We start from the raw sequence: 20,199 nt of genomic DNA on the forward strand, positions 1-20,199 counted from the left end.
GACCCGGTCCTGGAGCCGACTGCGACCTGCCGGGGTGCTGCAGGACCCCAGCGGGTCGCACAGCACCCCAGGAGCGGTCGGGTCAGGGCGTCGGGGTGCGGTCCTGGTCGCCGGCGGTGGCGGACGGCGTCCGTTCGGTGCCGGGCGGGCGGGACGGCGTCGCGGCGAACCGCAGCAGCGCCACCGCGCCCCAGCCCGCGAGCAGGCACCACGGCAGCCGGACGACGACCTCGTCGGCCGAGAAGTCGCCGCGCAGGCCGAGCGCGAACACCGGCAGGGCCAGCACGAACCCCACCGCGAGGACGTCCCAGCGCAGCGGGCTCATGCCCCCGGTGCCTCCAGTCGCTCGCACAGCAGGGAGGCCCAGCGGTGCGCGGTCGCCCGGACGCCGTCGAGGAGGGCCACGGGCACCGCCGTCCGCCCCAGCACGGCGGCGGGGTCGGCGGTCAGGTCGGTGTCCTGGACGACGAGGGCGTCGACGCGGGGGAGCGCGTCGAGCCACGGCCCGACGTCCTCGGGCTTGCGGGTGGCCTCGACCACGGCCCAGACGGCGACCGGCGAGAAGATCGCCATGATCTGCTCGAGCCAGGTGCGCCCACCGGCGCGCATCGGGGCGTCGACCGCGACGACGGTCGGCGTGCCGGCCCGGGCGGCCTCCTGCTTGCGCTCGATCGCGGTGTCGACCGAGGTGATCCGGCTGCCCTCGGCCGCCAGCGCGGCGAGGTCGCCACGGGTGGCCCACTGCAGCCGGTCGCCGTCGAGCCGCATGGAGACGGCCAGCGACCGGGCGGCGGCCAGCGTCTCGACGCCGGGACCCACCACCAGCAGCACCTCCCCGGCGCCGGCGGGGGCCGACGGTGCCGGGGGCAGCGCCCCGCCCAGGGCCCGGGTGAGCGCGGCGTAGGTGCCGTGCGCGGCGACCTCGGCGGGGAAGCCGGCGCCGAGCAGCTCCTCGGGCAGGCCGAGCGCCCGCAGCCGGGCGACGGTGCCGGCCGCCTCGACCACCCGCGGGTCCACGAGGTCGCCGCCCGAGGGACCGCCCACCCCGCGCTCGCGCACGGAGGGGACGACGACCCGGCCGCTCGACCAGCCGCCGGCGGCGCGCGCGTCGACCGGCAGGCGGGTCACGGTGGCCAGGCCCTGGGCCGACCGCGGCGCGGACACCCGGGCGACGGCCTGACCCGGCACCGGCGGCAGCCGCCGCGCCGGCGGGACCGGCGGGCGACCCAGCAGCCGCGGCACCGCCAGCTCCGTGCCGGGGGTCGGCGGGGGCAGCAGCGACAGCGGGGGGAGGACGGCGGTCGCGTCGAGCGGCAGCGGGGCCGGGTCGCTGGCGGTGGGCGCGAGGGCCAGCGGCTCGACGTCGTCCCGGACGTCGGCGGCCACCTCCCACTCGTCGGACTCGGCCGAGGCCTCGACCCAGCCCGGCTCGGCGGTGACGCGGCGCGAGCTGACCGGGACCGGCGGGCGGCCGCGGTGCACGCCGCCCTGGGTCGAGGCGCTGGCGAGGACGCCGCGGAGGATGTCGGTCAGCGCGTCGTCGGGGGTGTCGTGGGCGAGCGCGGCGCGCAGCACCTCGGCGATCGCCTCCTCGCGCCCGGTGGACGGGCCGGCGGGCTGCTCCTCGGCGGCCCACTCCGAGGTCACCGGCTGCGGTGCCGGGACCTCCATCGGCTCGACGACGACGGCCGGCAGCACGTCTGTGGGCGGCTCGTCGGCGACGGCGACCTCGGCAGCGACGCGGCGCTGCACGGTGTCGACCGCGCGGCCGACGACGGCCAGCACCGGCTGCTCGACGGCGGGCTCGGCCCGGTGCTCGTCCTCGGCCGCGTCACCGAGGAGCTCGGCCAGCAGCGACTCGTCGTCGGCGGTCTCGTCGGCGACGTCCTCCGCCGACGGCTCGTCGGCCTCCGCCGCGGCAGGCGCGTGCGCCTGCTGGGCGGCGGGCCGGGCGGGCACCGCCGGGCGGACGGCGGGGACGGGCTCGGCCCACATGTCCACCTCGGGCGCGGCGACCTCGGCCGGCTCGGCGACCCGCGGCAGCTCGACGGCGACCTCGACGACCGGAGCCGCGGCGGGCGGGGCCTCGACGACGGCGGCTGCGGCGGGCGCGGCGGGCGGGGCCTCGACGACGGCGGCCGCGGCGGGCGCGGGCTGCTCGGCGACGGCGGGTGCCGGCGCGGCGACCGGCGCGGGGGCCGGTGCCGGCGCGGGCGTGACCGCGGCGACCGCGGCGAGCGCTGCGGCGAGCGGCATGGCGGGGGCGGCGGGCGCCGGTGCGGGCGTGCGCACGACCGACCGGGCGGCCCGCTCCTCGCGCTCGGGAGGGGCAGCCGAGCGCAGCGCGGCCGCGGCGGAGGCGGCCGCGGCGGAGGCGACGGCGTCGTCGACGGCCTCGCGGACCTCGCGGTCGCCGGCGACGACCTGCGCCAGCGCGGCGGTGAACAGCGAGGGACCGGCGGCGTCCTCGACCGGCGTCGCGGGCGGGCGCACCGGGGCGCGGCGGGCACCGGCGGTCGCCGTCCGCCCGGCAGCCGGGGCAGCGGCGGGGACGGCAGCGGACCGGTCCGCGGCGGACCAGGGACCAGCGGCCGCACGGGGAGCAGCAGCGGCACGGGGAGCGGCGGCGGCACGGGGAGCGCCGGCGCGGGAGGCGGCCGTCGGGAACGCCGACCGGGAGTACAGGTCGACCTCGGGCTGGTCACCGTCGGAGCCGAACAGGCCGGCCAGCTCGGCGACCGGGTCGGGCAGCCCGGCAGCGGGGCGCGCTCCGGCCGCCGACCGCGAGGCGGCAGGACGACCGGCGGCAGGACGACCGGCGGCAGGACGACCGGCGGAGGGACGGGCGGCGGAGGGACGGGCGGCAGCCGGGGCGGCGGCCCGCGCGCGGCGCAGCTCGTGCGCCCGCCAGACGTCGGAGTCGTCGGACAGCGGACCGGCGTCGCGGCTGAGCGCGGCCTCGATCCGGCGGGCCGACTCCGACAGCGGAGCGGGCTCCCGGGAGGCACGGCGCGTGACCGCCGGCTCGACGTCCTCCACCTCGGCGACGAAGCGCTCGGTGGCGAAGAAGCCCAGCACCCCGCCGGAGCGGATGCGGCGCACGCCGGTGATCCGCACGGAGGAGCCGTACCGCTCGCGCGCCGCGGCGACGGCCGCCTCCGGCGTGGGCGCCTCAACGGATGGCAACGGCACCGTTCACCACTCCCAGTGACTCGATCTGGGCCGTCCGGGAGACCTCCGAGTAGGAGATCACCGGAAGGCGGGGCAGGACCTGGCGCATCAGGCGGGACAGGGCGGCCCGGACCTGGGGGGAGCACACGAGCACGGGCGCCAGGCCGTGGCTCTCGGCGTCCTCGAGCAGCCCGCTGCAGCCGGTGACGAGCGCGTCGACCGAGCCGGCGTCGAGGGCGAGCACCTGGCCGCCGTCGCTCTGCCGGACCGCCTCGAGCAGGCGCTGCTCGAAGCCCGGCTCCAGCGTCAGCACGTGCAGCCGCTCGTCGGGCGTGACGTAGGGGTGGCTGATCGCCGAGCCGAGCGACGCGCGCACGGCCTCGACCAGGCCGTCGACGTCGGTGGACACCTTCGCCCGGACCGAGAGGGCCTCGAAGATGCGCACCAGGTCGCGGATGGAGACGTTCTCGGCCAGCAGCGCGTGCAGCACCCGCTGCACCTCGCCGAGGGTGAGCAGCGCGGGGGTGAGCTCCTCGACGACGACCGGGTGGGTGCGGCGGACCATCTCCACCAGCAGCCGGACGTCCTCGCGGCCGAGCAGCTCGGCGGCGTTCTGCCGGACCACCTCGGCCAGGTGCGTGGTGATGACCGAGGAGCGGTCGACGACGGTCGCGCCGGCCATCTCCGCCTGCCGCTGCAGCTCGACCGGCACCCACTTGGCGGGCAGGCCGAACACCGGCTCGCGGGTGGGCCGGCCGGGCAGCCCGTCGAGGGCGTCGCCGATGGCCAGCACGGTGCCCGCGGGGGAGGTGCCCTTCGCGGCCGGCACGCCGTTGAGCCAGATGACGTACTGCGACGCGGGCAGGTCGAGGTTGTCGCGGGTGCGGACCAGCGGGATGACCAGGCCGGTCTCCATCGCGACCTTCCGGCGCAGCGCCTTGACCCGGTCGAGCAGGTCGCCGCCGCGGGAGGTGTCGACCAGGTCGACCAGGTCGAAGGCCACCTCGAGCTCGAGCGGGTCGACCCGCATCTTCTCGGCGATCGCCTCGGGGGAGTCCGGGGCCGGCTCGTCGGCCACGGCGGGGGCGGCCGCCTCGTCGTCCTCGGGCAGGGCCTCCTTCATCCGCGAGGCCATGACGAGGAAGAAGCCGCCGATGACCACGAACGGCAGCTTCGGCAGGCCGGGGATGAGGCACAGCGCCAGGGCCGCGCCACCGGCGATGCGCACCGGCTGCTTGAAGCGGCCGAGCTGGGCGAGCAGGTCGCTGCCCATGTCGCCCTCGGTGGCCGAGCGGGTGACGATGATGCCGGTCGCGGTGGACAGCAGCAGCGCCGGGATCTGGGAGACCAGGCCGTCGCCGACGGTCAGCAGCGAGTAGGTGGAGACGGCGTCGGCGGGGGCCATGCCCTTGCTCATGACGCCGATGGCGAAGCCACCGATGAGGTTGATCAGCGTGACGATGATGCCGGCGATGGCGTCGCCCTTGACGAACTTCGAGGCACCGTCCATCGAGCCGTAGAAGTCGGCCTCGGCGGTGACCTCGGTGCGCCGCTTGCGGGCCTGCTTCTCGTTGATCAGACCGGCGTTGAGGTCGGCGTCGATGGCCATCTGCTTGCCGGGCATGGCGTCGAGGGTGAAGCGGGCACCGACCTCGGCCACGCGCCCGGCACCGTTGGTGATGACGACGAACTGGATGATCGTGAGGATCACGAAGATCACCAGGCCGACGACGAGCGAGCCGCCGATCACGAAGTGCCCGAAGGCCTCGATGACCTTGCCGGCGTAGCCGTCGGTCAGCACCAGCCGGGTGGAGGAGACGTTGAGCGCCAGCCGGAACAGCGTCGCGATGAGGATCAGCGACGGGAAGACGGCGAAGTCCAGCGACCGCTTGATCTGCATCGAGACCAGCAGGATCAGCAGCGACGCCGTGATGTTGAAGCCGAGCAGCATGTCCAGCACGGCGGCAGGCAGCGGCACGACCAGCATCAGGACGATGGCGACCACGCCGATCGGCACGGCTGCCTTCGTCATCCCTCGCACGGGCACTCCATCGGCAGCCGCCCGGGGGAGGGCGACGGCCCCCGACCCACCCGTCACACCCGCCCCAGGGGACGGCAGCACCCGCACACCCCTCGCCGTCGGCGGGGGTGTGCGGTGCGGCGGGGGTCAGGAGGCGATCGGCGCCCGCCTGCGGCCGGCCCTCGGCAGGCCGGCGACGTCGGGGGCCTCGAAGCCGGGCCGGTGGAAGCCGCCGCGCACCCCGCGGTTGCCCAGCTGCATCACGAAGGCGAGCACCCGGGCCACGGCGGTGAACAGCTGGGGCGGTACCTCCTGGCCGATCTCGCAGGAGGCGTGCAGCGCCCGGGCCAGCGGGACGTCCTGCACCAGCGGCACCCGCGCCTCGGCGGCCTTCTCGCGGAGCTTCGCGGCGATCTCGTCGGCGCCCTTGGCCACCACCCGGGGCGCGCCGCGCTCGGGCTCGTACCTCAGCGCGACGGCGACGTGGGTGGGGTTGACCAGCAGGACGTCGGCGGTGGCGACGTCGGCCATCATGCGGTTGCGGGAGATGGCCAGGGCGGCCGCGCGGCGCTGGGCCTTGACGTGCGGGTCGCCCTCGGACTGCTTGTGCTCCTGCTGGATCTCGTACTTGCTCATCTTGAGCTTCTTCATGATCTGCATGCGCACGATCACGTAGTCGGCGATCGCGATGACCAGGCCGGTGACGGCGACGACGCGGAACATGAGGACGGCGGAGTCGGCGAAGGTGGCGACCACCGCCGACAGCGGCAGGGCGCCCGACGCGGACACCATCGCCTGCGCTCGCCCGCTGGTGACGACGACGACCGTGCCCAGCGCCGCGGTCTTGAGGACGGCCTTGACCGCCTCCCACAGGCCGTGCGTGCCGAACATGCGCTTCATCCCGGGGAACGGGTTGAACTTCTGCAGCGTCGGCTTCATGCCCTTGGCCGACACCGTGACCCCGCCCTGCGCGGCCGAGGCGAGCGCGCCGACGAGCATCAGGCCGATCGCGGTGGGCAGCAGCGTCCCGAGGAACGCCGACAGCGCCTCGCCCAGCAGCACCGAGACCGCCTCCGGCTCGGGGTGCTCGGCCACCGAGCCGACCTGCACGAACAGCCGGCCGACGGCGTCGAACGCGTTGCCGACCAGCATCGGCAGCAGCGCACTGGCCACCGCCACCCCCGCCCAGGTGCCCAGCTCCTGGGTGCGCGGGATCTGCCCCTCCTTGCGCGCCTTCTTGATGCGCTGCGGAGTGGGCTTCTCGGTCTTCTCACCACCCGGGCCGTCCTTGGCCACCCGCCCTCACCCGCTCCGGAACCCGATGACCGCGCGGGTGGCCTGCTCGAGCAGGGCGTCGAGGGCCGGCGGCAGCAGCGGGAAGGTCAGCCCGAGCAGGGCGAGGGTCAACATGATCTTGACGGGGAAGCCGATGGCGAAGATGTTCAGCGCCGGGGCGGCCCGCGACAGCAGCGCCAGGGCGACGTCGGCCAGCAGGAGCACCGCCACCATCGGCCCGGCGATCTGCAGCGCGGACAGGAACATCATCGAGAACGCCGTCACGACCACCTCGCCGACGGCCTCGGCCGGGTACCCGCCGGACACCGGCAGCCCCTCGTAGGAGGTGGCGAACCCGCGGACGATGAGCAGGTGCCCGCTGCTGGTGAACAGCAGCGTCGTCGCCAGCAGCGAGTGCAGCTTGCCGACGACGGAGTTCATCGTCATCGCCAGCGGGTCGTAGGCCGGCTGCAGCGTGAAGCCGCCGGTGACGTCGAGCAGCTCGCCGGCGAACTGGACGGCGGTGAAGAACAGCTGGACGACGAAGCCCAGCGCCGCGCCGATCGCGACCTCGCTGACCGCGGTGACGACGAGGAAGCCGGTGGTCGGGTCGGGCAGCCCGGGGGCGACGCGGTCGACCAGGGCGACCGCGAGCGCCAGCGCCAGGGCGCCCTTGACCGGCGCCGGGACGGCGCGGGTGTTGAACGGCGGGGCCAGCAGGACGAAGCCGGCCGCACGGGCGGTGGCCAGCAGCAGGGCCGCGAGGGTGACCGCCGGGACCTCGAGGTCCATGCCGGTCAGGTCCGCCCGAGCAGCCGCGGCAGCGAGTCGAACAGGGTCTCGGTGAAGCTGACCAGCTCCGCGAGGACCCAGTTGCCCGTGACCAGCAGCGCGATGGCGACCGCGATCATCTTCGGCACGAAGGACAGCGTCGGTTCCTGGATCTGGGTCGCCGCCTGGAACAGCGAGATCAGGAAGCCGACCAGCAGCGCCGTCAGCAGGACCGGGGCGGCGACCTTGGCGGCCACCATCATGGTCTGCACGGCGATCTCGGTGACATCGGCGTCACTCACGACGACTCCTCGCTGGCGCTCGTCGCCGTCGTTCGCGGCACTGCCGTGCTCATCCGTGAGCTCGCGAGCTCGCTCACGTGTAACTCCCCACCAGCGCGGTGGTGATGAGCGCCCAGCCGTCGACGACGACGAACAGCAGCAGCTTGAACGGCAGCGACACGATCGACGGCGGCACCATCATCATGCCCATCGCCATGAGCGCGGCGCTGACCAGCATGTCCAGCACCAGGAACGGGATGAACACGACCAGCCCGATGATGAAGGCGCTCTTGAGCTCGGAGAGCACGAACGCCGGCACCAGCGTCGTCATGCTCACCGCCGCCCGGTCCTCGGGCTGCTCCTCGCCGGAGAGGCCGACCATGAGCTGCAGCTCGTCGTCGCGGGTGTTGTCGAGCAGGAACTCCTTGAGCGGCACCACGCCGACGTCGTAGGCCTGCGTGGCGCTCAGCGCACCGTCCATGTAGGGCTGGACGGCGACCTCGTTGACGTCGCCGATGACCGGGCCCATCACGAACAGGGTCAGGAACAGCGCGATGCCGGTGAGCACCGAGTTGGGCGGGGAGGACTGCAACCCCAGCGCGTTGCGGGTCAGCGACAGGACGACGGCGATCTTGGTGAACGAGGTGCACAGCAGCAGCACCGACGGCGCCACCGAGAGCACGGTGACGGCGAGGATCAGCGTGACCGAGGTGCTGGGGCTGCCGCTGCCCACCGAGATGTCCACGCCGCCGTCGACGGCGGGGACGGCCGGCGCGGTGGGCGCGGTCGGTGCCGTGGGCGCGGTGGGGGCGGCCGCGGCGGGCCCGGCCAGCAGCACGCCGGCGACGGCGCAGCCGAGCAGGGCCAGCAGCAGGACGGCGACCCGGCGGGGCAGGCCGCGGACGGCGGCGGGCGGGGCGGCGCGCATCAGCGGCGGACCGTCCGGTCGCGCAGCTGGGTGACGAAGCCGGTCCAGCCGTTGCGGTCGAGGACCGAGCCGGCCAGCGCGCCGCCGACCCGCGCCCCGGGTCGGGCGGCCGGCAGGGGCTCGCCGTCCTCACCGGTCGGCGGCGCCGCGCGCTCGGCGAGCGTGGCCTCCACGACGTCGCCGTCGAGCTCGGCGAGCAGGGTGACCTGCTCCTCGGTGGCGCCGACGACCAGCACGCGGTCGGCGATGCGCACCACGTTCACGGTGCTCGTGCGGCCCAGGCGCTGGCGGGCGACGACGTCGACCATGCCGCCGGACTGCCCGAGGCCGCGCTTCTGCGCCAGCCGCGCGGCGAACCACAGCACGCCGCCGACGAACGCCAGCGACAGCAGGAGCCGGATGACCATCCACGTCACGACGCGGCCTGCCCGATCTCCGTGGCGGCGTCGGTGACGATCTCGCTGATCCGCAGGCCGAAGTCCTCGTCGACGACGACGACCTCGCCGCGGGCGATGAGCGTGCCGTTGACCAGCAGGTCGGCCGGGGCGCTGGCCGCGCGGTCGAGCTCGACGACCTCGCCGGGGTGCAGCGAGAGCAGCTCGCCCACGGTCATCCGGGTGCGGCCGATCTCGACGGTGACCTCCATGGCCACGTGCCGCAGCAGTTCCAGGCTGCCGCGCTGGGTGCGCGCCGCGGTCGGCAGCGTCACCTGCAGCGCGAGGGTCGCCTGGTGGTCGTCGCCGGCGACGAGCGGGACGGCGACGAACATGCCCTTGTCCCGCAGCCCGTCGAGCGCGGTCACCGGGTCCTCGGTCCGCTCGGCGTCCACGCGGACCCGGCCGAGGGTGGCCGCGGCCGCCTCCAGTGCCGGGCGCAGCGCGGTGGCCACGTCCATCGGGCCGACGGGGGAGTTGTCGAGTGCCTCGACGACCTCGGCGGAGAGCACCAGGACGACGTCGCCGGTGACCTCGCCGGAGAGCCGGGCGCTGACCGCGGCGGCCGCGGACGGCGGCAGCGGGACGGCGTCGGGGTCGGTCACCGCAGCGCCCGGCGCCAGCTCGGTGCCGGCCGGGACGAGGGCGGCCGCGGCCCGCGCGGCGGCGACGACGACGGCGGTGATGGTCTCCGACGCCTGCGAGTGGGCCTGGGCGGGGTCGAGCGTGGCGGTCATGCGGGGTCCTTCGCGGCGGCGGACGGGGTGGGGACGATGGCGGCGGCCAGCCGACGCCGGTGGTTGCTGGCGATCGCGTGGGCGAACGTGACGTCGTTGGTGGTGACCTCGAGCGGGGCGTCGCGCGGGTGGCTCAGCAGCAGGACGTCACCGACGGTGAGGCTGAGCAGGTCCTCGGAGGAGACCTCGAGCGGCGTGAACCGCACGCTGACGTCGACCGGCACCAGCTCGAGCCGGTCGGCGAGGGCCTCGGCGGCGCGCTGCCGCTCCCGCTGCGCGGACTCCGACAGCTGCGGGGACGCGGCGCTGTTGAGCGCGTTGGCGAAGGAGGAGAACGGCAGCACCAGCGAGGCGTCGCCCTCGCGGCTGCCGATGGTCATGGTGAAGCGGGCGACCATCACCGTGTCCGAGCCGGCCGCGGCCTGGGCCAGCGCGGGGTCGTACTCGATCCCGTCGGAGACCGGCCGCAGGTCGGCCACGTGGGTGAACGCCGCGGTGAACTCCTGCAGCAGCCGGGTGAGCAGCTGCCCGGTGATGGTGGTCTCCATCGCCGTCATGGGCCGCTCGGGCTGCGTGGCGGCGCCGGAGCCGCCGAGCATGTGGTCGACGGTGGCCATCGCGATGTCGAGCGGGTAGGCCAGCAGCCCCTTGCCGGCCAGCGGCTCGAGGGTGAACGTCGACAGGAAGCAGGGCTTGGGCAGCGTGGCGACGTAGTCGTCGTAGGAGTGCTGCTCGATGCCGAGCAGCTCCAGCCGGGCGCCGGTGCGCAGCAGGGTGGTGAGGACCGTCGTCGCCTGGCGGGCGAAGGACTCCTGCGCGATCTGCAGGACGCGGACGTGCTCGCGGGAGAGCTTGGTCGGGCGGCGGAAGTCGTAGGTGCGGGGCGCACCGCGCCGGCTGCGGCCGCCCACGCCCGGCGACTGCGGACCGGGCCCGGTGGGCGCGGTCGCGTTCTCGGGGCGGGTCACGGTCCCCTCATCGGCGGGCCCGGAACGCGAGCTGACCGGCGGCGCGGGGCGCCGCCGGTCAGCCGGGGAGGGTGTGACGCGTGGTGCGCCGGGGTGTCACCGAGGTGTGTCCGGTGGGGCCGGCGCCACCGCAGGGGCCGGTGGCGCTGCGGTCACTGGGTGACGTACTCGGTGAAGTAGATCCCCATGACCATCTCCACGTCGTGGTCGGTGTAGGCCTCGATGATCTGCTGCTCCAGCGACTCCTTGAGCGCCTCGCGGGCGCCGGTCACGTCGGCGGGCTGCGCCTGCGAGTAGGTGGCGATGAGGATGTCGAGGGCCTTGGACCCGTCGACGCCGCCGCTCCCGTGCCCGCCGCCGGCGGCGTCCTCGGTCGTCTGCAGGCTGATGCCGACCTTGAGGTAGCCGCCGCCGGCCAGGTTGACCGTCACCGGCTCGAGGGCGACGACCTCGCCGGCCACCGGCTCCTCGGCCGCGGCCTCGCCGCTGCCGGCGAACAGGAAGAAGTACGCGGCGGCGCCGGCGGCGGCCAGGAGGACGACCAGGACGAGCAGCAGCTTCTTCTTGCCACCGCCCGCGGCCTCCTCGCCGTCGGCGTCCTTCTCCTTGTCCTTGGCCTTGCTCTTGGTGCTCACTCGGGAGTGCCTTCCTGTGCGGGGGCGTCGAGGCCGGGCAGCAGCTCGGTGGCCTCGGCGGAGGCGTTCGACACCACGACGATGTCGACGCGGCGGTTGACGGAGACGGCGTCCGGGTCGGTCCTCGGCACCAGCGGGCGGGTGTCGGAGTAGCCGGTGCCGGACAGGCGGTCCTGCGGGACGCCGGCGGCGGCCAGGTACCGGACGACGGTGGTGGCCCGGTAGGCCGACAGCTCCCAGTTCGACGGCCACCGCCCGCCCGGGGTCACCGGCAGGTGGTTGGCGTGGCCCTCGATGCCCAGCCGGTTGGGCAGCGCGGCCAGCGTCGGGGCGACGGCGTCGAGGATGTCGCGGCCCTGTGGCCGCAGGTCGGCCTCCTCGGGACCGAAGAGGACCGGGTCGGACACGATGTGCACGACCAGGCCGCGCTCGTCGATCTCGTAGCGGGCGGTGTCGGCGTACCCGGCGGCGGCGAGGGCGGCGTCGATCGCGTCGCGCGCGGCGGCCAGCTCGTCGTACTCCGCCTGGGCCTCCGCGGCGACCCGCTGGGCCTCCTGCCGGGCGGCCTCGGCGGCCGCGGCGTCGACCGACTCCTGCGCGGCCGGGGCGGGCGGGATCTGCACGTCGACGGCGGCGTCGAGGGAGTCCAGGACCGAGGCCTCGGGGTTGCCCGCCGATCCCTGCATCGCGGTCACGGGGGCGCCGAAGGCCTCCGAGAGCCCGCTGGCGAGGGCGGCGAACTTCTCCTTGTCCACCTGGCTCATCGCGAAGAGCACCACGAACAGCACGAGGAGCAGCGTCATCATGTCCGCGTAGGACACCAGCCACCGCTCGTGGTTCTCGTGCTCCTCCTCCTCGTGCTTCCTGGCCCGGCGGCGGCCGCCGTGGCCGCCGGAGCTCATGCCGCCTCCTTGGCGACCTCACTGGGCGGGATGAGGGAGGTGAGCTTGAGCCGGACGGCGCGCGGGCTGGTGCCGGCCTGGATCTCGGCGATGCCCTCGACGAGCAGCTCCATCTGGGCCGCCTTCAGCTCGCTGACCCGCACGATCTTGGCGCCCATCGGCAGGAACCAGAAGTTGGCGGCCATGACGCCCCACAGCGTGGCGACGAAGGCCGCGGCGATCATCGGGCCCAGGGCCTCGGGGTTGCTGAGGCTCCCCATCACGTTCATCAGGCCGACGATGCAACCGACGATGCCGATGGTCGGCGCGTAGCCGCCCATCGTGGTCATGAACTTGGCGGCGACCTTGTCCTCCGCCTTCATGGCCGCGATCTCGCTCTCCAGGACGGCGCGCAGCTCCTCGGGGTCGGTGCCGTCGATGCCCATCTGCAGGCCGCGCTTGAGGAACGGGTCCTCGATCGACTTGACCTGGGCCTCCAGCGCCAGCAGCCCCTCCTTGCGGGCCTTCTCGGCGAGGGTGACCAGCGTCTGGATCTGGTCGGTCGCCGGCGGCACCTTGGCCGGCATGAGGGCCAGCTTGAACCAGCCACCCACCTTCGTGAGGTCGCTCATCGTCTGGCCGGACATCGCCGCGCCGAAGGTGGCGACGATCACCAGGATGATGGCGGGGAGGAACAGCAGCGACGTCGGGTCGGCGCCCTCCATGACCATGAAGACCAGGAGGGCGACGAGCGAGATGACGAACCCGATGAGGGTGGAGGGGTCCACGGGTCAGCGCTCCTCGCGGGCCGGGAAGGGCACGACCGACGCGCGGGGCGCGTCGTCGGCCGGCTGGGCGGGGGTGCGGTAGGTGCCGCGGTCCATCGCGTAGGCGGTGGCGAGGATGCTCGCGCGGTACTCGCGGATCTCGTCGAGGACGTCGTCGACGTGCTCGGAGACGATGTACTTGGTGCCGTCGACGAGGAACAGCACGGTGTCGGGGTGACCCTCGACCCGCTCGATGAGGTCGGGGTTGAGCGCGAAGTGCTCCCCGTTCAGGCGCGTCACACGGATCACGGGTCGGTCCTCTGGCTCGGTGGGGCGGGAGGCGGCCGCGGTGGGTGCGGTGCCGGTCGCAGAGACCATCGGTCCTGCGCGCGCGCTGCTTGAGCCGAACCGCCCCCGCCGCATCCCCCGCGCGGGTGACCGGGCACCGCGTTCCCGCACGTCACACGCGTCCCGGGCCGCCGCTCGCGCGCGAGGAGCGGACCGAGGGACGACGCGACGCGGCCCGGTACCCCGGGGGAGCGGGTGCCGGGCCGGTGACGGCCCCCTCGCGGGGGGCCCGCGCCGAGCGGAGCGCGGCGTGGAGGGCGAGGGGCCCTCGGTCAGCGCTTGAGGTTGACCAGGTCCTGCAGGATCTCGTCGGAGCTTGTGATGACGCGGCTGTTGGCCTGGAAGCCGCGCTGGGCGACGATCAGGCCGGTGAACTCCTCGGCGAGGTCGACGTTGGACATCTCCAGCGCGCCCGCGGTCAGCGAGCCGCGGCCACCGCTGCCGGCCTCGCCGATGACCGGCTGACCGGAGTTGTCGCCCACCCGGAAGCTGGTGTTCCCGGCCTTGGACAGGCCGCTGGGGTTGGCGAAGGTGGCCAGCGCCAGCTTGCCGATCGGCTCGCGCAGGCTGTTGGAGTAGACGCCCATGATCGTGCCGTCGCCGCTCAGCGAGATCGACTGCAGCGTGCCCATGGCGTTGCCGTCGACGTCGTCCGGGGTCAGCGACGTCTTGCCGCCGAACTCGGTCATCCCGTTGAGGTCGACGGCGATGCCACCGCCGGGCCAGTTGGCGCCGGCGACCGGGACGGTGAACGCGGTGCCGGTCAGCGGCAGGCCGGTCGACGGGTCGAAGGACATGCGCTGGGCGCCGCCGATGGGCACGCCGCCCTCGCTGGCGGCCACGTCCCACTGGTTGGCGCCGGCCTTGGTGAAGGTCAGGGCGATCTGGTGGGCGGTGCCCAGCGAGTCGTAGGCGGTGATCTGCGTCTGCACCGCGGTGGCCGCGACCGGCGGGGTGGCGAGGGGGTCGGCGGCCGTCGACGCCGTCGACAGGTTGCCGACGACCGTCCCCTCGCGGGTCCGCGTCGGGGCCATGACCTGGCCGAAGGGGATCGTCAGCGGGCCGATCGCGCCGTTGGTGGAGACGACGCCGTCCTGGGCCATCCAACCCTGCAGCTGGGCGCCGTCGGGCGTGACCAGGTTGCCGAGGCCGTCGTAGTCGAAGGACCCCGCGCGGGTGTACAGCGACTCGTTGCCCGACCGGGTCACGAAGAACCCGTCGCCGCTGATCATGAAGTCGGTCGAGCGGCCGGTGTTCTGCGTGGAGCCCTGGCCGAAGTTGGTCGTGATGCCGGCGACCTTGACGCCGAGACCGACCTGCGCGGGGTTGGTGCCGCCGGTCTGGTCGGTCGGTGCCGAGCCGTTGCGGATGACCTGGGACAGGGTGTCCTCGAAGACGGTCTGGCTCGACTTGTAGCCGACCGTGTTGACGTTGGCGATGTTGTTGCCGGTGACGTCGAGCTTGGTCTGGTGGGCGCGCAGGCCGGAGATGGCCGAGAACATCGATCGGAGCACGGGGGAGGCCTTTCAGGAGGAGGTCAGAGGTCGGTGGTGGCCCCCCTGCAGGGCCCCACCGCGAGCTCGCGAGCTGCGGGTGGCAGGGGGGTCCTTCGCTATGCCGGCAGCGAGATCTCGGTCAGGCGGCCGAGGGACACCTCGGTGCCCGCGACGACCGCGGTGGGCTCGTCGCCGCTGAAGCGGACGGAGGAGACCGACCCGGTCTGGGTGGTGCCGTCCTCGGCGGTCCAGCTGACGGTGTGGCCGACCAGCGCCCCCGCGGACAGGGAGCGCTGCAGGGACAGCAGCGAGGCGTTCTGCGAGGCGATCTCCTCGAGCTTCTCGACCTGCGTGAACGTCGCCGTCTGCGACATGAACTCGGTCGTGCTCGTGGGGTTGCCCGGGTCCTGGTAGCGCATCTGGGCGACCAGGAGCTGCAGGAACGTGTCCTTGCCCATCTGGTCGCTGCGGTCCACCGAGGTCGTGGCGGTGTACGAGGCCGGGGTGCTGCCCACACCGCCCACGGGGTCGGTCATCGTCGGCTCCTCTCAGGCCCGGACGTCGAGGCCGCTCGACGCGGGGTGGATGGCGGCGGCAGCCGGTCGGCTCCCGTCGGGGTCGGTGCCGCGCTGCCACGGGCGGGCGCGGTCGTCGGCCTGGCCGCGACCGCCGGAGCGGTCGCCGCCCTGCTGGGCCTGCTGCCAGGCCTGCTGTGCCTGCGACTGTGCCGAGCCGGCCGGGTCGCGGTCGACCTGCAGCCGCGAGCAGGTCAGGCCGGCGCCCTCCAGGTCGCGGCGCAGGTCGGGCAGGGCGTCGAGCAGCGCGGCCCGGCCGTGCTCGGAGGCGCCGCGCAGGGAGAGGTCCAGGGTGCCCGCGGTCACGGTGACCCGGACCTCGACCTGGCCGAGCGTCTCGGGCGTGAGCACCAGCGTCATCGTGTGGGTGCCGTCGGGACCGGAGGCCAGCGTGGCGACGGCGGGGGCGACCTGGCCGGCGACCGGCGGGGCGGGGGTGTCGGTCGCCGCCGGGACGGCCGGGGTCGTGGCGACCGGTGCCGTCGGGGCGGGGGCGGCACCCGCGGCGGGAGCCGTGGGGACGGCGGCCGGGGAGTCGCCCGGGCGGTCCTGCGGGTCGCCGGTGCCCGGCTGCGCGCCCCCGCCGGCCGCCCCGGCGGGGACCGGTGCCGCGGCGGTCGCGCCGACGGGCGACGGCGCGGAGGTGCCCGGCCCGGGGTCGGCGGGGGCGGTGGCGGGAGCGGCGGCGGGGGCGGGGCCCGCGGCGACGACGACCAGGACCTCGGGCAGCGCGGCCGCGGGCGTGGTGGGTGCCGGGGCGGCCGCTGCCGGCGCGGCGGACGGGACGCCGGTGGCGGGGACCGCGCCGGCCGGGTCGGCGGGGAGGGGCAGACCGGTCGCGGGCGTGCCGGGGGTGGCCGGTGCGGCCCCGGGGAGGGCTCCCGCGAGGGGCTCGGCGCCGGCGAGGCCGCGCGGCAGGCCGGCGGCGACGCCGGGGACGGCCACCTCGCCGGCGGCCACGGCGCCGTGCGCGGCGGTCGACCCCGGGCCGTTCCCGTGCGGGACCGGGGTGCCCAGGACCAGCGCGAGCGCCCACCCGGCGGGCAGGCCGGCGACCGGCGTCCCGTCCGCGGGGGCGTCGGGCACGTCGCCGGGGACCTCGGGACGTGCGGGCGCGACCTCGTCGTCGGCCGGGACGTCGTCGTCGGCCGCGGCCCGGCCGGTGCCGGCGTCGGCGGAGGTGCTGTCGGCCACCGCGGTGTCGAGCGCGGAGGCGAAGCCGGCGGCCGAGCCGGGGTCGGCGGCGGGCGGGGCCGCCGCGGGGGCGGGGGCGGGGAGGACGGCGGTCAGGGCTGGAGCTGTCATGAGTACGCCTCCGCGGCGCTGGTGACCTTCCGGACGTAGGACTGGGTCTCGGCGTAGGGCGGGATACCGCCGGCGCGCGCCACCGCGCTCGGCCCGGCGTTGTAGGCGGCCAGCGCCAGGTCGGTGGAGCCGAAGCGGTCGGTGAGCTGGCGCAGGTAGCGGGCCGCGCCGTCGACCGCCGACGCCGGGTCGGAGGGGTCGACGCCGAGGCCGCGGGCTGTGGCCGGCATGAACTGCATGAGGCCGGTGGCCCCCGCGGAGGAGACGGCGGAGGAGTCGAAGCCGGACTCGACCTTCGCCACGGCGGCCAGCAGCGCCGGGTCGACGCCGTGCCGCGCGCCGGCGGCGGCGAACAGGTCGGCGTAGGGGACGCCGGCCAGGCCCGACCCGGTGCCGGTCGCCGCGAGGGCCGGCGCGGGGCCCGACGCGGCGGCGGCCGGCGGCAGCACCCGGCGGATGAGCGCCGGGTCGCCGACGTCCTGGATCCTGACCTTCTCGCCCGCCTGCGGGGCGGCGATCATCTTGCCGTCGCCGACGTAGATGCCGACGTGGTCGATGCCCGGGCGTGACGAGGAGTTGTCGAAGAAGACGAGGTCGCCGGGGCGCGCCTCGTCGAGGCTCGCGACCGGCGTGCCGGCGGTCGCCTGCTGCGAGCTGGTGCGCGGCAGGTCGATGCCGAGGTCGGCGAAGACCCGCTGCACCAGGCCGGAGCAGTCCAGCCCGACCGAGGGGTCGGTGCCGCCCCAGGCGTAGGGGACGCCGAGGTACTGCGACGCCGCCGCGACGACCTGCGACTCGAGGTCGCTGCTCCCCGGCGCCGCGGTCGCGGCGGTGGCCGACGTGCCGGTGAGGCCGGCGGCCGCGGCCGCGCTCGACCACGCCGACGACGTGGCGGCCGACGTCGAGGTCGACGACGCCGAGGCGAAGGTCAGGATCCGGTTCTGGATCTCGGCGATGCGGCTGTGCACCGCGGTCAGGCCCTCCACGGCTCCTCCTCTCCCTCGTTCCCCGCGGCGCGCACCGCGTGCCGGCGCGTCACCAGGTCGTCGACGGCCCGCTCCTCCGCGGCGGCCTCGGCGGTCCGCAGCGCCAGGAGGTGCCGCTCGCGCAGCTTCTCCAGCGCCTTGGTCTCCTGGGCGGCGGCAGTCCACCGCGCGCGGAGCAGTCCGGCGTGCTCGGCCGAGGCCTGCGCCGTCGCCCGTGCAGCTGTCACATCGGCAGCCGCGGCGCCCGATGCGACCATCGCGGCGAGGAAGACGTGCGCGGGCGCCGACGGCGGGGGCAGCCGGGTGGCCAGTGCGGCGGCCTGCTCGTCGGCGCGGCGGTGCGCCTCCCGTGCCGCGGCGTCGGCCTCGGCGGCGGCCTGGGAGGCGGCCTGCTCGGCCGCGCGGCGGATCCGCAGCACCGGCTCGAGCCGGAAGGCGGCCCGCTTGCCCACGTCAGCCCGCCGTCACGAGCCGGTGCAGCATCGACCACGCGTCGTCGGGGGCGGTCGTGTCGTCCAGCGGCTGGCGCAGGAAGGCGTCCAGCGCCGGGGAGAGCACCCGGGCGCGGTCGACCAGCGGGTCGCTGCCCGGCTGGTAGGCGCCGATCTCCACCAGCTCCTTGACGTCGCGCAGCGCGCCGAGCAGTCGGCGGGCCTCGCGGGCGTCGGCCATGCGGGCCGGCGTCGTCACCGCCCCGGCGACGCGGGAGATCGACTCCAGGACGTCGATGGCCGGGAAGTGGCCGGTGGTGGCGAGCCTGCGGGTGAGCACCACGTGCCCGTCGAGGATCGAGCGGGCGGTGTCGGCGATCGGCTCGTTGTGGTCGTCGCCCTCGACCAGCACGGTGTAGAGGCCGGTGATCGACCCGGTCGCGCCGGGGCCGGCCTTCTCCAGCAGCTTGGGCATCATCGCGAAGACGCTCGGCGGGTAGCCCCGGGTGGCGGGCGGCTCGCCGGCCGAGAGGCCGACCTCGCGCTGGGCCATCGCGGTGCGGGTGATCGAGTCCATGAGCAGCAGCACGTCGCGGCCCTGGTCGCGGAAGCCCTCGGCGATGCGGGTGGCCACGAACGCGGCCTTGAGCCGCACCAGCGGCGGCTCGTCGGAGGTGGCGACGACGACGACGGTGCGGGCCATGCCCTCGGCGCCGAGGTTCTCCTCGAGGAACTCCTTGACCTCGCGGCCGCGCTCGCCGATCAGCCCGATGACGCGGACGTCGGCCTCGGTGCCGCGGGTGATCTGCGCGAGCAGGGTGGACTTGCCGACGCCGGAGCCGGCGAAGATGCCCAGCCGCTGCCCCTTGCCGACCGGCACGAGGGTGTCCAGCGCGCGGACGCCGACCGGCAGCGGCTCCTCGACCCGGCGGCGCGACAGCGCGTGCGGCGTCTCGCTGGCCAGGTCCACCCAGTCGACGCCCGCGCCGAGCGGGCCGTGCCCGTCCACGGGCCGCCCCAGGCCGTCGAGCACCCGGCCGAGCAGCGCCTCGCCGACCGGCACCTGCAGCGGCATGCCGGTGTTGCGGACCGGCGCCCCGGCGTGGACGCCGCCGAGCTCGCCCAGCGGCATGCAGGTGAGCCGGTCGCGGGAGACGGCGACGACCTCGGCCATCAGCCCGCGCGGGCCGGGGTCGACCTCGACCAGGTCGCCGACCGCGGCGACGACGCCCTCCACGGTGAGGGTCAGGCCCATGGCGCCGACGACGGAGCCGGTGAGCTCGGGGCGCGCGGCGAGACGGGCCCGGGCGAGGACGGCGGCGGCGCTCACGCCGACAGCACCGCCCGGACCCGCGCCAGCGCCGTCGACAGCTGCGCGTCGACCCGGCGCGGACCGGACTCGGCGATCGCGCCGGCCCGCTCGACGGTCCCGTCGCCGACCACGGTGACCGTGGGCGGCAGCGCGGCCAGCGCCGAAGGCGGCACCTCGGCGAGGTCGTCGGGGTGCAGCCGCACGACCGCCGGCGCGTCGGACGGCACCAGCGTCAGCGCGCGGCGGATGGCGTCGACCCCGGCGGTGGTGGTGGCCGACAGCTCCCGGCCGAGGAGGTCCTCGACCAGCGTGAGCACGCCGTCGAGGACGGTGTCGCGCACGTCGTCGGCGGTCGGCACGGCGGCGGCCTCCAGGGCGGCGACGGCGGCGCCGAGCGCCGCGGTCGCCGAGGCCATCCGCCGCTCCCAGCGAGCCTGCACGTCGGCCAGCCGGGCCGCCGCGGCGGCCTCGGCCTCGGCGACCACCTGGCCGGCGACCGCGATGCCCTCGGCGTGGCCGGCCGAGAAGCCCTCGCCGTGCGCGAACTCGCGCAGCCGGGTCAGCTCCTCGGCGTAGACGTCGCCGAGCCGCAGCACGCCGCGGCCGTTGGGCACCGGGAGGTCGGCGGCGCGGCGGGTGGTGGCGCGCCGCTCGACGACCTCGGGGGCGGTGGCCACCACGGGGGACGGGCCGGCCGGCTGCGGCGCGGGCCGCGGCGCCGCCGGCACCGTCGTCCCCGGGACCGAGCGGTAGGGCGCTGCCGCGCTGGCCGAGGCCCCGCGCAGCAGCACGGTGTCCCGGCCCATCCGGTGAGCGGCCCCGTCCAGGGTCCCGCCGCGAGCGCGCGAGCGGTGGGGGGGACGGGGTCCTTCCTGGGG

General features: G+C 75.6%; 21 protein-coding genes. All 21 read right to left on the reverse strand.

The features are described 5' to 3' along the window. Positions 1-82 precede the first annotated feature (82 nt). The 21 genes from JOD57_RS16460 to JOD57_RS16560 all read right to left on the reverse strand — a co-directional run bounded on the left by JOD57_RS16460 (position 83) and on the right by JOD57_RS16560 (position 20,127). Positions 83-325, reverse strand: coding sequence for a hypothetical protein (locus JOD57_RS16460; protein WP_204692994.1), 243 nt, complete (start codon positions 323-325; stop codon positions 83-85). After that, the gene (locus JOD57_RS16465; RefSeq protein ID WP_204692995.1) at positions 322-3,186 is read right to left on the reverse strand and encodes a hypothetical protein; all 2,865 of its coding nucleotides are present in this window, start codon (positions 3,184-3,186) and stop codon (positions 322-324) included. Before JOD57_RS16465 ends, JOD57_RS16460 begins: the two co-directional genes overlap by 4 nt. Next, positions 3,173-5,203, reverse strand: a complete 2,031-nt coding sequence (gene flhA, locus JOD57_RS16470) for a flagellar biosynthesis protein FlhA (protein ID WP_239568541.1) — start codon at positions 5,201-5,203, stop codon at positions 3,173-3,175. The genes JOD57_RS16465 and flhA overlap by 14 nt, the downstream gene beginning before the upstream one ends. 135 nt (positions 5,204-5,338) lie before the next feature. Further along, positions 5,339-6,487, reverse strand: a complete 1,149-nt coding sequence (locus tag JOD57_RS16475; RefSeq protein ID WP_204692997.1) for an EscU/YscU/HrcU family type III secretion system export apparatus switch protein — start codon at positions 6,485-6,487, stop codon at positions 5,339-5,341. A gap of 6 nt (positions 6,488-6,493) precedes the next feature. Continuing rightward, a complete protein-coding gene (fliR, locus tag JOD57_RS16480) occupies positions 6,494-7,258 on the reverse strand; it encodes a flagellar biosynthetic protein FliR (protein WP_204692998.1) in 765 nt (254 codons plus the stop codon). Positions 7,259-7,263: 5 nt separating this feature from the next. Beyond that, positions 7,264-7,539 (reverse strand): flagellar biosynthesis protein FliQ, encoded by a 276-nt coding sequence (gene fliQ / locus JOD57_RS16485; protein ID WP_204692999.1) that lies wholly within the window; start codon positions 7,537-7,539, stop codon positions 7,264-7,266. 73 nt (positions 7,540-7,612) lie between these two features. Beyond that, positions 7,613-8,446, reverse strand: a complete 834-nt coding sequence (fliP, locus tag JOD57_RS16490) for a flagellar type III secretion system pore protein FliP (RefSeq protein ID WP_204693000.1) — start codon at positions 8,444-8,446, stop codon at positions 7,613-7,615. Then, on the reverse strand, positions 8,446-8,853 hold the full coding sequence (locus tag JOD57_RS16495) for a FliO/MopB family protein (protein WP_239568543.1): 408 nt from the start codon (positions 8,851-8,853) through the stop codon (positions 8,446-8,448). Before JOD57_RS16495 ends, fliP begins: the two co-directional genes overlap by 1 nt. A gap of 5 nt (positions 8,854-8,858) precedes the next feature. Continuing rightward, a complete protein-coding gene (gene fliN, locus JOD57_RS16500; protein ID WP_204693002.1) occupies positions 8,859-9,617 on the reverse strand; it encodes a flagellar motor switch protein FliN in 759 nt (252 codons plus the stop codon). Next, positions 9,614-10,585, reverse strand: coding sequence for a flagellar motor switch protein FliM (locus JOD57_RS26975; RefSeq protein WP_204693003.1), 972 nt, complete (start codon positions 10,583-10,585; stop codon positions 9,614-9,616). Before JOD57_RS26975 ends, fliN begins: the two co-directional genes overlap by 4 nt. 152 nt (positions 10,586-10,737) lie before the next feature. Continuing rightward, positions 10,738-11,220, reverse strand: coding sequence for a flagellar basal body-associated FliL family protein (locus tag JOD57_RS25525; protein ID WP_204693004.1), 483 nt, complete (start codon positions 11,218-11,220; stop codon positions 10,738-10,740). Beyond that, entirely contained in the window at positions 11,217-12,122 is a 906-nt protein-coding gene (locus JOD57_RS16515) for an OmpA/MotB family protein (protein ID WP_204693005.1), read from the reverse strand. Before JOD57_RS16515 ends, JOD57_RS25525 begins: the two co-directional genes overlap by 4 nt. Next, positions 12,119-12,889: a motility protein A gene (locus JOD57_RS16520; RefSeq protein WP_204693006.1), complete on the reverse strand. Its 771-nt coding sequence runs from the start codon at positions 12,887-12,889 to the stop codon at positions 12,119-12,121. Before JOD57_RS16520 ends, JOD57_RS16515 begins: the two co-directional genes overlap by 4 nt. A 3-nt stretch (positions 12,890-12,892) precedes the next feature. After that, complete coding sequence (locus tag JOD57_RS16525) at positions 12,893-13,177, reverse strand: flagellar FlbD family protein (protein ID WP_204693007.1); 285 nt, start codon at positions 13,175-13,177, stop codon at positions 12,893-12,895. Between the two features lie 311 nt (positions 13,178-13,488). Continuing rightward, the gene (locus tag JOD57_RS16530) at positions 13,489-14,730 is read right to left on the reverse strand and encodes a flagellar hook protein FlgE (RefSeq protein ID WP_204693008.1); all 1,242 of its coding nucleotides are present in this window, start codon (positions 14,728-14,730) and stop codon (positions 13,489-13,491) included. A 98-nt stretch (positions 14,731-14,828) separates the two neighbouring features. Beyond that, positions 14,829-15,248 (reverse strand): flagellar hook capping FlgD N-terminal domain-containing protein, encoded by a 420-nt coding sequence (locus JOD57_RS16535; protein WP_204693009.1) that lies wholly within the window; start codon positions 15,246-15,248, stop codon positions 14,829-14,831. Between the two features lie 12 nt (positions 15,249-15,260). Further along, entirely contained in the window at positions 15,261-16,592 is a 1,332-nt protein-coding gene (locus JOD57_RS26405) for a flagellar hook-length control protein FliK (protein WP_204693010.1), read from the reverse strand. Beyond that, positions 16,589-17,578 carry an NlpC/P60 family protein gene (locus JOD57_RS16545; RefSeq protein WP_204693011.1) on the reverse strand — a complete coding sequence of 330 codons (990 nt, stop codon included), beginning with the start codon at positions 17,576-17,578 and terminating at the stop codon, positions 16,589-16,591. Before JOD57_RS16545 ends, JOD57_RS26405 begins: the two co-directional genes overlap by 4 nt. After that, positions 17,566-18,030, reverse strand: a complete 465-nt coding sequence (locus JOD57_RS16550; RefSeq protein ID WP_204693012.1) for a flagellar FliJ family protein — start codon at positions 18,028-18,030, stop codon at positions 17,566-17,568. The genes JOD57_RS16545 and JOD57_RS16550 overlap by 13 nt, the downstream gene beginning before the upstream one ends. Before the next feature lies 1 nt (position 18,031). Then, complete coding sequence (locus JOD57_RS16555) at positions 18,032-19,339, reverse strand: FliI/YscN family ATPase (RefSeq protein ID WP_204693013.1); 1,308 nt, start codon at positions 19,337-19,339, stop codon at positions 18,032-18,034. Next, positions 19,336-20,127, reverse strand: a complete 792-nt coding sequence (locus JOD57_RS16560; protein WP_204693014.1) for a FliH/SctL family protein — start codon at positions 20,125-20,127, stop codon at positions 19,336-19,338. The genes JOD57_RS16555 and JOD57_RS16560 overlap by 4 nt, the downstream gene beginning before the upstream one ends. Between the last annotated feature and the right edge of the window lie 72 nt (positions 20,128-20,199).

Origin of the sequence: Geodermatophilus bullaregiensis (assembly GCF_016907675.1) — a bacterium.
GTDB classification, from domain to species: Bacteria; Actinomycetota; Actinomycetes; order Mycobacteriales; family Geodermatophilaceae; genus Geodermatophilus; species Geodermatophilus bullaregiensis.